Below are 13,743 nucleotides of genomic sequence, written 5' to 3' on the forward strand. Positions count from 1 at the left end.
CGTTTGTTATATCTCTGGCACATACTTTCTTAGGCCATTTAAAATTTCGTCTCTCTTCTCCGAATTTAGCATTCGCAACACTAATTTTTCGTAGCCATTCTTACCTAGCTCAAAAGTTGAACAAATACTTGATAGAAGTCCTTTGTTGTTAAAATATTTCAGGATTTCATCAAGATCATCGGACTCCGTAAGATTGGAATATAACTCAGAATTTTCTGTAAACAATCTCTCTACGTCTATTTCCCCAAGTGTTTCCATAACTGTTAATTTGATAGCATCAAACCCAACAGATTTATTATCTATTCTGCTGAGCTTATTCTCCAATACTCTGCAAGTACGTAATGAAGCTTGCCTCTCTACATCTTTGGATAACAAATTTTTGGCGGTTTCTAGCGCTTTACTAACTACAACATCAGGTTCTAGGTGTTGGTTTTCAGCAACTATTCTTAATGTAGATTCATTAAGTAAAATATTTTCAATTTCTGCGACATCAATCGTATGCACTCCAATTTTCATAAGACCTTCAATTTCTTGGTCTGTACGATAGTCACGATCAATAATCCCAAACACATTTACGTGGTGGAATGATTGATTAAGCTTCATTGCTTTTACAGAATCTATAACCCTTTGGCATCCACTACGAGGAACTATATTGTAGTTTCTAAAAATTGATTGATATATAGAATGATCCTTACCGCCTTTCTCTCCTTCGACAAAAACAATAGTTCGTCTATTGCCCATTAACTCTAGCAATAAGCTTTCTGGAAACCCTTCGACATCAGGTACAAAGTCCCATTTCCAAGTTTTAGAACCATCATATTCTTTAACCCATATATTAGTAGAGCTAACCCTAGTCGAAGCAAAGCCCAGATCGTGGGTAATGTATACGAAAAGACAGTCAGGCTTAGCTTCTTCAAGCTTATTCCATAGAGACTGCATTATTGAGGTGTGCAAGTGTATTTCAGGTTCATCAACTATGAATATCGAGCCCTCAGGCGCAACTAAACATTGCCCCATTAGATAGAGCGCTACGCGCTCCCCATCGCTCATTTCTTTTCCGTGATATTCCGTTCCATGCGCTTTATCAATTACTTTAACCTTGCCATCTTCTAGCACTATCTTTCTATGAGGGAGTATTTCATCCCATAATTTGACAAGTACATCTATTGGTGAGTCTTCGACAGGAATATATTTTTGACGCTTTCTGGTTTCTTCGGAATGTTTTCTGTCTCTTTCCGCAGTGGTGGCAAACAATGTAGATAGGACTTTTCCATAATCCTGCTGCATAAATGTCTCTGGCCTATTGCCCCATTTATGACCCCATTTATAGCGCTGGCTTGCATACTTAGGATCTTCATTACCCCAAAGAAGATCATTTAACGATTGCTCAAGAGACTTAACGGTAGCGTATTCAGGAATATCCAAAGCACGTTGGGCAGATATACGATGCACTACTACATTTTCTTCAATATTTCTTTCGATCCATGCGCCAAGCCGGCTTTTGCCAGATCCATTTGCACCCACAATTACGGCAGATCCGTTATGTTCAACTTCAACCTTGGAACCTGTTCCATCTTGATTTGGTAAGAATAATTTTGGTAACAACTTCAAATTCCTTTAATTGATTGCACTAGCTTTCGTTTTAGATATAACGCCCGGCTCACGCGCCGGTTTGGAGCCGCGAAAGCGGCGGAAAATCGGTCGCCGTGCAGCCGATTGTTATGCAAAGCTCGCTCATACTGAACTTCCCAAGGGAACTCCTTTCCAGATTGGATGTTTCAAAGCCGGTCCAGTTGCGCCTAGCTCTGAGATGTCATGAGCAACTTGGTAACGCTTTCCGTTTGCTGAGATCACCTCAAGACTCAATATTGTATGCCGATGCTGATTTGGATCTGATTCCTTTGGCGGTCTATAGGCAGCATCATGCACCACAGTGAAAGGCCGAATCTCCCCTGGTTTTAACACAAACGGATCAAGATGGTTGATTGGGACTTCAAGATATGGGGCATCATGCTTCAAATGCCCAAGTGGAGATGGCCCCATCAACAAAGCGATATCCTTGATGTAAAGCTCCTGATTACCAGTATTACTGAAGGTGTAGTTCAGCTCTCTATTCGTTTTTTCACTGAGGCAATCAAAAAATCGGCTATTCAAACAAAGAATAGCTTTTGAAGATTTATGCCAGTGGGAAAGGTACAGCGCTATTAAAGAGACCAGAAAGGCACCCACCGAAACTACCATCTCCATCAGCTAACCCCTTTCATTTCGAACAACCTGTGCATAACATATATATACTGCGCATGCGCATTTTGTAACGCCCAAAAACAGCACTCCAAACCGTCTTAGCGACTGATAATAATTACTATTTTTACTCTTAGGTCAAACTTACCCGAAAAAACAATTCGAGCATGCTCACTTTCGTTCAACCTAATGCGCAATATTATACTTTAATTTTTTGTTATATAGCTGACGATAAAAGAGTTAATTCCATAAAGCAATGCTAAACGGTGCGACATCACCGAAGAATGTGCGCAGGCAACTGAATCAACCAGCCAGTCATAAGCGGCGGAACCGTACCAAATAACCCGAATCTAACGTACAATACACAGCCTAAACACCAAACCGCACACGGTCACATGACTTTTTCTGATCTCGAACTTTCTCCTGAAACTCTTGCAGCCCTTGCACGTCAAGGTTACGGCGAGCCTACGCCCATTCAAGCTCAGACTATTCCTTTGGTGCTTGCAAGGAAAGACGTCATGGCAGCGGCGCAAACGGGTACGGGAAAAACAACCGCTTTCACCGCACCTATTTTAGAGCTTCTGAAAGGTAACGAGCGCGCAAAGGCAAACACGGCGCGCGTACTCATTTTAACGCCGACTCGCGAATTAGCTGCTCAGGTGGGTGAGAACGTTGCGAACTTAAGTGCGGGTCTGCCACTGAATTATGCGGTGGCGTTTGGTGGTGTGAAAATTAATCCGCAAATGATGAAGCTTCGTAAAGGCGTGGATATTCTGGTGGCGACGCCAGGCCGCTTGCTGGATTTATACAAACAAAACGCGGTTCGTTTCCCCAAGTTAGAAGTGCTGGTGTTAGATGAAGCCGACCGTATGCTCGACATGGGCTTTATTCACGACATAAAGAAAATTATTAAGTTACTTCCGGCTAAGCGCCAAACACTTCTGTTCTCGGCAACCTTTTCCGATGACATTCGTACGCTGGCTAAGGGCTTGCTGAAAAGCCCGGTAGAAATTGCCGTGGCACCACCCAACTCCACAGCCGAGCCTATTGAGCAAACAGTGTATGAAGTACAAAAAAGTCAAAAGTTAGGGCTGCTATTAAAGCTACTGAAAAGTATCAACTTACCCCAGGTGCTTGTGTTTTCGCGCACCAAGCAAGGCGCTAACCGGTTAGTCAAACAGCTGGATAAAGCCGGCTTCTTGGCAGCGGCTATTCACAGCGCCAAAAGCCAGGGTGCCCGCACCAAAGCATTAACTGACTTTAAAAGCGGCAAAGTGCAGGTGCTTGTCGCCACCGATATCGCATCACGCGGCATCGACATTGAAAAGCTGCCGTACGTTATCAATTACGATCTCCCCCACGTTGCGGAAGATTACATACATCGTATTGGCCGCACTGGCCGCGCCGGTCAAACCGGTCATGCTATATCATTGGTAACGGACGAGGACGCTGAAGCGCTAAAAGCCATTGAGGATCTTATAGGGGAGCGGATTAAGCAGCGTGAGTTGTAGAGGTTTGCCGACGTCGAACTTACTGGAACGATTCTGCCTAAAAGCGAGACAGTAGAAAGCATAGCACCAATTGGCACAAGCTGGTTTTCATTCGAGCTACGTACAATATTTAACTCAAATATTTTATTATGTAATTGGCATTAGTCGAATTAAACACACAAGACAACAAACTAGGCTGTATTGCTGACAAAAGCTAGTAATATTAGACTAAAGTTAACAGTAAAACTCAGATCTAATTCACTACTTAAGCAGGTATCAACAAGCATCTACTGTACCTACCCTATCTTAGCCTTGCCTGTCTCAACCCAAAATGCTTATTATGAACAATCTTATAACAACTATTATTAAGCAGGTACCGAATGCCGGACAACTTAAAGCTTCACGAAGCCATTGTGCTGCTCGCGTTATGCGAGGAAAAAGGCACCATGAACGGAGCGTATGTAGAATATGCGACCGCGGCCGCACTAGCTGCCGAGCTATTGATTCTTGGACGTATAAAAGTTGATGACGGCAATAAAGAAAAAGTCACGTTAGTTAACGACAGCCCAACAGGTGACTCGTTATTAGATGAAGCGTTAGCTAAGATCTCGGACACAAAGCGGCAATACCAATTAGAGTACTGGGTAGAGAAACTCGCTGGCATTAAAGACCTTAAACACAAAGTAGCGCAGGCACTCGCTGCTGACGGAATAGTGGCGTCAGAGAAAGAGAAAGTCTTGTGGCTGTTTGAGCGCCGTGTTTACCCAGAGGTGAATCCTGAACCTGAAGAGCAGTTGCGCCAGGAAATGCGCAATGTAGTACTGAGTGATGAAAACGATATTGGGCCGCGAATAGCTATTACAATTGCTTTAGCCAATAGCGCAGCGCTTTTACCTCAGGTATTTAGCCAACAAGAGCTGAAAGATCGCAAACAGCGTATTAAGCAAATAGAAAACGGCGAACTGGTATCCAAAGCCGCAAAAGAAGCGATCCAGGCTATAGAAGCAGCAGTTATGATAGCTGCCATCATGCCGGCTATAACTGCAGCAACAGTGACATCGAGCCCAAGCTCCTGTTAAAAAAATACGGTTGCCGTTGCAGGCTAGTTTACCGTTTATTCTGCCTTGGGCTCTCCCGTTATCCATGCTTTTATCTCTTTAAACATTAGGCCTTGCGAAAACTGTAAACCGTGGTAGTCATCATAAATAACCAGCTTATGGGGATGATTAATATCGGATAACTTATCCGCTAAGATCTTTGCTTGCTCCACAGAAACCCTTTTATCCTTAGCTCCGTGAAGTATGAGAGTAGGTAATTCATCAGGGAGTTCGTCTAACCAATACACTACGGAGCGCTTTCTTAATTCGGACTCTTTGTTGCTCGTGAAATTCGGTACTCTATAATCGAAGACCTTTTCCATTTCAGGTCTTTCCTCAATTGTTTTGAATAAATTAGAGGGCGCACCGAGCACCGTCAGTGACTTTATATTATTCAGCTTTTTGAGCGATATAAAAGCCGACATTGCCCCCCGACTAAACCCAACCATATGAATTTGATGTTCATCTATGTATGGCAACTGAGAGGCTAGCCGGACAATATTAGTAACATCTTTCACATCGCTCCCGCCAAACTCATCAACACTCTCGTCCGGCCCATCAGTTAACTCCATTCCACCTCTGTATTGAGTGGCTAAAACAGCAACTCCCATTTCAGCAATCGGTTTCAAATGCAGAAAAATATTGGAATAGTTTAGAGCCCCAAAATGGCCATTACCCCCTCGATTGAAAATGACCGCAGGCACTTTTTGGTCGCCCTCGGTTTTCGGGGTTAACAGTATTCCGCCAACAGGATACTGGCCGCTTTGGTAGACAATGACCTTGCAGATAAAATTAGCTTGTAAATCCAGGAACTCTTTTTTGTTTATCCTTGAGTGCATGGCCTCTTCATAAGTATCCCCGAAGCAATTTTTCTCTCTAAGAATATCGCCAGAGTCATTCGCCAAAGAGCTGTCGGAAAATATCAACGAAATAAATATTAAAGCTAATTTTGTGATGTTCCTTATCATTTTTCAGTCTCAGATTGCCATAATTTAAAGTGTGATTCGCTTGATAGCGACGGAATATTATCTGACTCAAGATATTGTTATTAGTTCTTTTAACAATGAGTATATAAACGATTCACAAGTCAGCCATGGCTCATAGTGATTTTTTTATCTTAACGATAGCTTCAGCCGCATTTCGATTATCTTCATCCAGTAAAAATGCTTTCTCGTAAGCTACCAATGCTTTCTTAAATTCCTTGTTCGCAAGGTAAGCCTCACCGAGACTGTCATAGGCATTGGATGAGTTTGGGTACTCTTCAGAGTTAATCTGAAAGAAAGCTATCGCCGCTTCTATACTGCTTACTTCCATCAATTGATAACCAAATGAGTTCAAACCTCGTTCACTGAAACCACGGTCCAATTTCTGAAGTTGCATATACGTGTTAATAGCAGTTCGGAGCCCATTCTGGCGAAGTGTAGAATAGAGCCTATCTTCAATACCGATTTGTGCAAAAGTAACCGGTTTATTGTAAATAATATTCAGGATCCCCTCAGTCATAGCACGAAGTGGAGCGCCTCCAGTGTTATTTTGAATGATGATAGTAATATCGTCTTCAATAATCCGAACCACGTCACCATTGAAGCCGGGCATCATTCCGGGATGGTGTATTTGAGTTAGCTTTTTATCGAACTTGTCCTCCGGTAAGTCAGTAATTAACCAGCCGTAACCATAGTTTCGGTGAGGTGACACTGAAAAGGCTTTTTGCTTTAGCTCTTCACTCAATAGTCCACCTGAATGTAAAGCCTTGCTGAACTGATATAAGTCTCTAACCGTTGAATAAATCGATCCAGCTGCATGCGTAACTGTCATATCAATGTTCTTCGCTGGTTTAAACCCTGCTAACGTTCTCTCGTAACCTTCGGCTAATTTCGGAACAACAGCTCCGGCGTAGGAATCTCCGCTGTTATGCATTTTCAGTGGATCAAAAATATATTTCTGCAAAGCCTGTTGATAACTTAACTCGCTTACCTGCTCTACTATTTTTCCCAAAATGGTGTAGCCAGCATTACTGTAACGAAACTGAGTGCCTGGTTCGAACTGCAAATCGCCACTGCAAAATTTTGAAATAAAATCATCCAGGCCGTAAGGGTTATTTGCTTCTATATTTCTGAACTCAGGGTGACTAAAGACGTTTGGAATGCCTGATGTATGATTTAACAACTGATGAATACTAACTTTTCCGCCAGTGTCACTGCGATAATCAGGCAGGTAGTCACTGATAGGATGGCTTAGCTTTATCTTTCCTTCTTCGACTAACTTTAGAACCAAAGCAGCTGTAAAAGGCTTGGTTGTGGAGGCTATCCTGAATTTTGTATCAACCGAATTGGGAATTTTCCACTCCATATTGGCATAGCCATAACCTTTTTCCAGCAGCACATTGCCTTTATAAGAAATCAACGCCGAACCATTAAACTCGCGATTTTCAGCGTATGACTCAATAAAATCATCTAATTTTTTGGCTTTGTTTTCAGTTGCTCCGGCAATGCCAGTCGCCAAAAACAGAAAGTAAATACCCAATAATTTTATGTACATAAATATCCTTAAGTCGTTCGAAATAAGATAAGGTTTACACTAAGTTGAGGAACTGTACTGAATATATAAAAAGAAACATGACTAAGCCGGTCCTTTTCGGTGACTTATAGTGACGACCAAATAAAATATTTGAAATCAATTATTTAAAATGCAAAAAGTGAGTTTGATAATGAATGTCTTTAAAGTGGGGAACGACCTAACCCTGGATACTTTAAACAGAAAGGTAGTCAAGAACGGGGATAATATCCCTTTACCGGAGCTGTCTTATCGCTTACTGAAAGTACTTGTTGAAAATGCTCCCAATATTGTGACCCATGACCAGCTTATTGAAGCCGTCTGGAAAGAGAGGGTCGTCTCTGATGAGAACCTTAAAAAGCGAGTATCCCGCTTAAGAGAATCACTATCAGATACTTATTCTGAACCAAAGTACATCGTCGCCGAACGCGGAATGGGGTATCGATGCATTGCTCCGGTCGCAAAAGTCATGAGTTCAGAGGGAAATAACAATAATGATGGTGCCGACTCTCAATCTACTTCTTCAAATAAAAGATCGATCTCCCGCTTGCCCGTGGTGTCATTTCTAGCCCTTGGTTTACTCGCCATAGGAACCATTTTCTTCTTAATCTTTAACGTTCAAAACGAAAGCCCATTTAATCAAAGAAACGAAGAACTCAGCTACAAAGCCGCTCAGTATTATTTCAAATACACTGAAAAAGATAACGACACTGCGATTTCCTTATATCAGGATGCGATAGATAGCGCTCCTGAAGAAGCTTCAAACTATAGTGGTCTGGCTGACGCATATCTCCAAGGGTATTGGCATTATGGTAAGAACGAGACTTGGTTGGAACTTGGAAAAAAGTATGCGAAAAAAGCTGTGCGGCTTAATGACAGCTTAGCCTGGAGCCACAAATCTCTTGGGCTTGCCTACTATTTATCCGGGCAGTTTGAAAACTCAATTGCTTCATTCAATCTTGCCCGTCAAATAGAACCCAACTGGGGAGAGGTATCAGCCTATGCCTCACTTGCACACATTCAATTAGGTCACCTAATCGAGGCGCACAAGCTTGCAACATCGGCGGTTGAGCTCGACCCCGGAAATCCATTGACTAACGCTTCTCTCGGAGAGCTTTACCGGCAATCATATCGTTTCTCTGCAGCCGAGGAGCAATTCAAAGAAACGTTAAATAAAGAGCCTAATTCTCTTATATCCCGGTTATTTTTTAGTGATTATCTTCTTGCGAGCGGGCGACATATTGAAGCTATTCCCTTGTTACGCGAAGTGATTCAAAAAGAGCAGTATTCACAGCAAGCCCATTGGCTAATGGGTATGGCGTTATTAATAGATACACAAACTGAAGAATCGATTAACGAGTTTGCCGAGGCATCCCGACTAGGAGGACGATATAGTCTGCCTGCGAAAGTCTACCTAGCTGCACTTAGAAAGGAAAGCTCAAGCCTAACGGCGTTAGGTAAACAAATTGCAAAACTTAAATTAAATGGAAACCAATGGGCTGAACTGACTTTTCTGGAGGGCATAATATTATTGACGAATAATAAGATTCTTGAAGCAACAGAGAAGTTTGAACTTGCTGTCGCTGAGGGGTTCACACCCACGTATCGATTCACTCATTTGCCGGTAAATTCAAAAGTTGCGACTTCAGATCATTTGAATCGTTTACTGGATTTGATTGAATCAAAAAACAGAGGGAAAATGCCAAAGCGCGTTCCCCCAACAATGTAAGATCTCACTTTTACAATATTTAAGTTCAGGAAACGAAGAAAAAATGCCTGGACGGCTAATACCTGTTAGCTATTCTTTGGCCTCTATCTTTTTTGGTATTGGTTCCGGTAACCACCTTTATATGGACTCGCCTAAAGTTCAAATCCCTAAACGACAAATAAACTTTTAACCAGATTTTATCGTACTGCTAAATACATTTTATAATTTGAGGCAGTCATTAATGTTTGGACTTTTTAAGTCAGACCCTACGAAGAAAATGCGCAAAGAACTAAAGCAACTGCAACAAAAAGCCATGGAAATGCAGCGTAACGGAAACATTCGCGATAGTTCGCATATCAGCCAGCAAGCAGACGAACTCTGGAATAAGATTCAAGCACTGGAAAGCCAGAATAAATAAGCTTTCAGTTTGGGGTTGCTAACTGGCAACCCGCTTTTCTCAAAAGCCTCAAAACAAACTTGCAAATAATAATGGTTCTCATTACAATCCGTATCGCAATTACTTAAGTACTCTTAAGTTTTGCTTTTACAGGTCTTTGCTTTTCCTCTCCCTGGAAGTGCAAATTTGTTCCCTAGCTGCGGCTAGGGAACGTTTTTTATCAAGACCACCATCAACACACTCTAAAGCTCGTATCCCACCTGTATACAAATAAACTGAAAACTTATTTCACCTTTACATTGAAACGCAAATCATTCTCATTTATGATCCTCCTCCGACATTTCACGGGGGTATCAATGAAACTGACAAAATGCTTTATCGCACTGACTCTGGCCGGTATGACAAGCACACCACTACTGGCACAAGAGACACAAACAACAAACGAATCTGACACAACTGGGGCTCACGAGAACATTGAGCACATTAACGTTAAGGGTCGTGCCCAAACGCTATACCGTCAGGACTCAAGCAGTGTTGCTACACGCACGAATACGCCCATTGAAGAAATTCCACAAAGCGTTCAGGTGCTGACCGAAGAACTGATGAAAGATCAGGCCGCCCGCCAAATAACCGATTTGTATCGCAGTATCAGTGGCGTGAATTCATTCAGTTACTCCACCATTACTTTCCGTGGTTTCCGTCAGGATGACATTTTCTATGACGGTGTCCGTGGTGACCCGTTTAACGGGTTTGCGGTTCCGCAGCTGTTCAATATTGGACAAATTCAGGTATTGAAAGGCCCAAGTGGTGCCATGTTCGGTAGCGGTCAGCCCGGCGGTGTTATTAACTACGTGACTAAAAAGCCGACAGCAACAGCGGAGCGTTCCATTGAGCTGGGGCTCGGAAATTACGACTACAAACGCGGTTCTGTTGAATTAAGCGGCCCACTAACAGAAGATGCTTCTCAGCGTTACCGTGCTGGTTACTATTACGACAACGAAAAACCGTTTCGCTATAACACCGAGCAAACCAATAAAATTCTCGATTTAGGTTACGCTTTTGATGTAGGAAGCGACAGCGAGATCATTCTTCAACTAACCGACTACGAGCAAGATTACCAGGGCGCTCGCCTTCGCGGCGTGCCGGTTGATAACGACGGTAACTTTGTCACCGACCGTAAATGGAACCATAACGAAGCCAGCGACTTCCAAAGATTAGAAGCTACCGTTTATCAGGCCCGTATTAATCACGACTTCTCGCTTAACTAGCGCGGCGATTTAACCATTCGTCACTATGAAAACACCGAGCGTCAGAATTACCATGAGCCTCGCGGCCTGCTTGATGCCGATTTAAATCCTGTGGACGACCCGAGAGAGGCGGTTTACAGTCAACGACAATTCCGTAATCAGTATCGTGAAAACGAAGCCACCAGTGTTACCGGCAACTTAATTGGTGAACTCAATATTTCAGGTCTGGAACATACTGTGTTAATGGGAGCCGAAAGTTATACGGCAGACAACACCTTTATTGGCAACAACGCTAATCCTGGCGAAGTTCCCAATTTAGAGATCCATAACCCAGTTTACGGACTGACCTCAGGCCCCTACTCTACCGCATTAGAAAATGCGACCCCAAGAGTTACCAAAACTCAGCGCGACGGCTTCTACCTGCAGGATCAAATTTCGTTTAACGAAAAAGCGAACCTGTTACTGGGTTTGCGTTACGACCAGTTTGAAGACGAGACCAATGCAGCAGATTTTGATGACAGTGACTTAACCTACCGTATTGGTGGAACCTATGAATTTGCCGACTGGGTTCGGGCTTATGCGTTATACGGTACCGGGTTCTCACCGCAATCGGCCGGGGATCAAGAGCCAGAGGTTGGCGGTCCTTTCGAGCCGGAACAGTCGGACATTGCCGAGTTAGGTGCCCGCTGGTCATTGATTAACGACAGCATTCGCGTCAGCACAGCGGTTTACGAAATTAACCGTGAAAATATTTTGCAGGCAACTGGTGAAGTCAGCGAAGACGGTCGCAATGTTTTAGGCAACGTAGGTAAAGTACGCAGCCGTGGGTTTGAAATTGATGTTCTGGGCGACATTACCGACCAATGGGTTATTAATGCTAACTATGCATACAACGACGCAAAAGTGGTAGAAACCGTACCTGGCCAGGGTATTACCAACGCAGTCGGTGACCAGTTCGCAAACGCTCCTATGCACCAAATGGGTTTATGGACGCGCTATGACTTGCCTGCACTGAACTCCTCTATCAGCGGTGGTATGGATTACGTCAGTGAGCAAATAAGCTTTTCGAACCCCGCTCAACGAGTTAAACCCTACACAGTGTTTGATGTCAGCTGGCAGACTGAGTTTGACCAGTGGTTAGTTCAGGTTAATATCAAAAACTTATTTGATAAGGAATATGCGTCAAGCGGCTTCTTAACCCGTACCGGACACTTCCCGGGCGAACCTCGTCGCATTTACGCATCGGTTAAATATCGTTTTTAAGGACTTTGCTCAATGACTAACCGCCAGTGGTTCAAATTTCATTCCTGGGCTGGCTTCGCCTTTGCGGGGCTTCTGCTGCTCATTTGTATCACTGGCGTTTTGGCTACTCTGAGTTACGAAATTCAATACCTTAGTGACGAAAAATACCGGGCTCTAGAAGAACGTGAAGGCCCGGTGGCCTGGAAAGAGCTAGAGTCTAACCTGAGTAAAAGCTACCCTGAGAGCCATATTTTAGGGGCGCAGGTGCACTCGCAAAACTACCTCGCCGGCGAAGTACGTTTAATGACCCCAAATGGCTTTCGCTTTGTTTATTTCGATGCAGCCAGCGGACAATTACTGGGAGAAGGTGACTGGGGGCAAGTTTCACGCTACTTACGCGACATTCACATGTATTTGTCTATGGGTGGCGTAGGTAAATACATTGTTACCCTCACCAGCCTCCTGCTTCTTATTTCGCTTATTTCCAGCTTTTATGTTTACCGCAAATGGTGGCGCGGATTTCTCGCGAAACCCGGTAAGCTCAGTTGGAAGAAACGAACGGAGTGGTCCTCCTGGCACAAATGGATGGGGCTTTGGAGTTGGTGGTTTATCGCTACTATTACAATTACGGGAATATGGTATTTAGCCGAACATATGATGTTCAATTTTGACATTGAACATTACCCGGCCGCACCAACAGTTGAGCATACCAAAGCGCAACAGCAACAACCCGCGCTTTCACTCACGGAGCTCGTTAGTATTGCGCAAGCCGCCCGACCAGATATGGACATTACCCGATTCTACTATCCGCACCAATACAACCAGCCCATATCCTTTACCGGACAAAATGGTTCAATACTGCTGCGTGACCGCGCTAATCGAGTATATCTTGACCCAGTTACCGGAGAGGTTGCAGGAACTCAGTACGCCGGCAATTTAGGTATTGTTGCCAGAATTTCTGATACAGCCGACCCACTCCACTTTGGTGACTTCTCCGGACTGACCGTAAAACTTATTTACGCCTTCTTCGGGCTTATTCTAGTGGCATTAGTTGCAGGCGGAATGAGAATGCACTATTTACGGACTCAAAAACGCGACCCAAACACCGCCAAATGGCTGGGTATTACCGGCAGCTTATCACTTGTACTAAGCGTTGCGGCACTTATCTACACTACCGTTGTCTTCGACGACTACAGCAACATCTCCACGTCAATTTCGCCGCAGCTTGAACAGCTTAAAACCAGAAACTCTAACTACCCAGAGTAAACTTACTCATTAACACTAAATCTACAAACGGACGCTATCTGTACAATGCACAAAGTTTAGTGTAACTTAAAATAATTATCAGATAAGGATTCCAGCCATAGTAGGCTGTTTATTAAAGGGATTTTATGAAGAAAAAGTGGGAAGATTTAACCTTTTTACAAAAGGCGGTAGCTGGCGTTGTTCTAATGGCTTTAGCACTGCTTGCTCCCGAGTTTGCCATGCTGGTTCAATTTGGTGGCATTGAAGTCGCTTTCGCATTTTTACTTTTGTACCTCAAACCCACTTTGCTGTGGCTCCAGGCTAAATACAGCGAACTAGAAGCTAAACTCTTTACAGCTTATTTGTCGTTCACGCAAAGCGCGTCGACCAAACCATCTGTGTTTATTACCCAGGCAACATTCTGCTGCGCCGCGCTTGCCCTTACGGGCTCAATGGCCTTCTCCTTCAGCTTTTTTATGCCCGCCCTGCTGTTCAATTCCGTATTAATTTAATTTTCAGAAAG

The 13,743-nt window shown here is 43.5% G+C and carries 12 protein-coding genes; 8 read left to right on the forward strand and 4 right to left on the reverse strand.

Going from position 1 to position 13,743, the window contains the following annotated elements:
• Positions 1-6: 6 nt before the first annotated feature.
• Positions 7-1,605, reverse strand: coding sequence for a DUF4435 domain-containing protein (locus DET62_RS05455; protein ID WP_110013267.1), 1,599 nt, complete (start codon positions 1,603-1,605; stop codon positions 7-9).
• Positions 1,606-1,734: 129 nt separating this feature from the next.
• A complete protein-coding gene (locus DET62_RS05460) occupies positions 1,735-2,247 on the reverse strand; it encodes a hypothetical protein (protein ID WP_110013268.1) in 513 nt (170 codons plus the stop codon).
• Positions 2,248-2,636: 389 nt separating this feature from the next.
• Here DET62_RS05460 and DET62_RS05465 point away from each other — a divergent pair, with 389 nt between their 5' ends.
• Complete coding sequence (locus tag DET62_RS05465; protein ID WP_110013269.1) at positions 2,637-3,752, forward strand: DEAD/DEAH box helicase; 1,116 nt, start codon at positions 2,637-2,639, stop codon at positions 3,750-3,752.
• 359 nt (positions 3,753-4,111) lie between these two features.
• Positions 4,112-4,810: a GPP34 family phosphoprotein gene (locus DET62_RS05470; RefSeq protein WP_110013270.1), complete on the forward strand. Its 699-nt coding sequence runs from the start codon at positions 4,112-4,114 to the stop codon at positions 4,808-4,810.
• A 35-nt stretch (positions 4,811-4,845) separates the two neighbouring features.
• On the opposite strand, the gene DET62_RS05475 is transcribed toward DET62_RS05470, so the two are convergent.
• Entirely contained in the window at positions 4,846-5,796 is a 951-nt protein-coding gene (locus DET62_RS05475) for a prolyl oligopeptidase family serine peptidase (protein ID WP_110013271.1), read from the reverse strand.
• Positions 5,797-5,926: 130 nt separating this feature from the next.
• A complete protein-coding gene (locus DET62_RS05480) occupies positions 5,927-7,366 on the reverse strand; it encodes a serine hydrolase (RefSeq protein WP_110013272.1) in 1,440 nt (479 codons plus the stop codon).
• Positions 7,367-7,535: 169 nt separating this feature from the next.
• Between DET62_RS05480 and DET62_RS05485 the strand changes: the two genes are divergently transcribed.
• The 6 genes from DET62_RS05485 (at position 7,536) to DET62_RS05505 (ending at position 13,732) form a co-directional block, all read left to right on the forward strand.
• Positions 7,536-9,110: a winged helix-turn-helix transcriptional regulator gene (locus tag DET62_RS05485; protein WP_166635824.1), complete on the forward strand. Its 1,575-nt coding sequence runs from the start codon at positions 7,536-7,538 to the stop codon at positions 9,108-9,110.
• 220 nt (positions 9,111-9,330) lie between these two features.
• Positions 9,331-9,507, forward strand: coding sequence for a DUF6435 family protein (locus DET62_RS05490; protein WP_110013274.1), 177 nt, complete (start codon positions 9,331-9,333; stop codon positions 9,505-9,507).
• A 335-nt stretch (positions 9,508-9,842) separates the two neighbouring features.
• A complete protein-coding gene (locus DET62_RS14535) occupies positions 9,843-10,754 on the forward strand; it encodes a TonB-dependent receptor plug domain-containing protein (protein ID WP_243734848.1) in 912 nt (303 codons plus the stop codon).
• 66 nt (positions 10,755-10,820) lie between these two features.
• Positions 10,821-11,996 (forward strand): TonB-dependent receptor, encoded by a 1,176-nt coding sequence (locus DET62_RS14540; protein WP_347876345.1) that lies wholly within the window; start codon positions 10,821-10,823, stop codon positions 11,994-11,996.
• A gap of 12 nt (positions 11,997-12,008) precedes the next feature.
• Complete coding sequence (locus DET62_RS05500; RefSeq protein WP_110013275.1) at positions 12,009-13,241, forward strand: PepSY-associated TM helix domain-containing protein; 1,233 nt, start codon at positions 12,009-12,011, stop codon at positions 13,239-13,241.
• Positions 13,242-13,366: 125 nt separating this feature from the next.
• Positions 13,367-13,732, forward strand: coding sequence for a hypothetical protein (locus DET62_RS05505; RefSeq protein ID WP_110013276.1), 366 nt, complete (start codon positions 13,367-13,369; stop codon positions 13,730-13,732).
• The last annotated feature ends 11 nt before the right edge of the window (positions 13,733-13,743 follow it).

The sequence above is a fragment of the Idiomarina sp. H2 genome (assembly GCF_004364275.1).
GTDB classification, from domain to species: Bacteria; Pseudomonadota; Gammaproteobacteria; order Enterobacterales; family Alteromonadaceae; genus Idiomarina; species Idiomarina loihiensis.

Excerpts from the sequence above, each read along its gene's own strand:
- DET62_RS05460 (WP_110013268.1), bottom strand. The coding sequence starts at position 2,247 with ATGGAGATGGTAGTTTCGGTGGGTGCCTTTCTGGTCTCTTTAATAGCG.
- DET62_RS05465 (WP_110013269.1), top strand. The coding sequence starts at position 2,637 with ATGACTTTTTCTGATCTCGAACTTTCTCCTGAAACTCTTGCAGCCCTT.
- DET62_RS05470 (WP_110013270.1), top strand. The coding sequence starts at position 4,112 with ATGCCGGACAACTTAAAGCTTCACGAAGCCATTGTGCTGCTCGCGTTA.
- DET62_RS05475 (WP_110013271.1), bottom strand. The coding sequence starts at position 5,796 with ATGATAAGGAACATCACAAAATTAGCTTTAATATTTATTTCGTTGATA.
- DET62_RS05480 (WP_110013272.1), bottom strand. The coding sequence starts at position 7,366 with ATGTACATAAAATTATTGGGTATTTACTTTCTGTTTTTGGCGACTGGC.
- DET62_RS05485 (WP_166635824.1), top strand. The coding sequence starts at position 7,536 with ATGAATGTCTTTAAAGTGGGGAACGACCTAACCCTGGATACTTTAAAC.
- DET62_RS05490 (WP_110013274.1), top strand. The coding sequence starts at position 9,331 with ATGTTTGGACTTTTTAAGTCAGACCCTACGAAGAAAATGCGCAAAGAA.
- DET62_RS14535 (WP_243734848.1), top strand. The coding sequence starts at position 9,843 with ATGAAACTGACAAAATGCTTTATCGCACTGACTCTGGCCGGTATGACA.
- DET62_RS05500 (WP_110013275.1), top strand. The coding sequence starts at position 12,009 with ATGACTAACCGCCAGTGGTTCAAATTTCATTCCTGGGCTGGCTTCGCC.
- DET62_RS05505 (WP_110013276.1), top strand. The coding sequence starts at position 13,367 with ATGAAGAAAAAGTGGGAAGATTTAACCTTTTTACAAAAGGCGGTAGCT.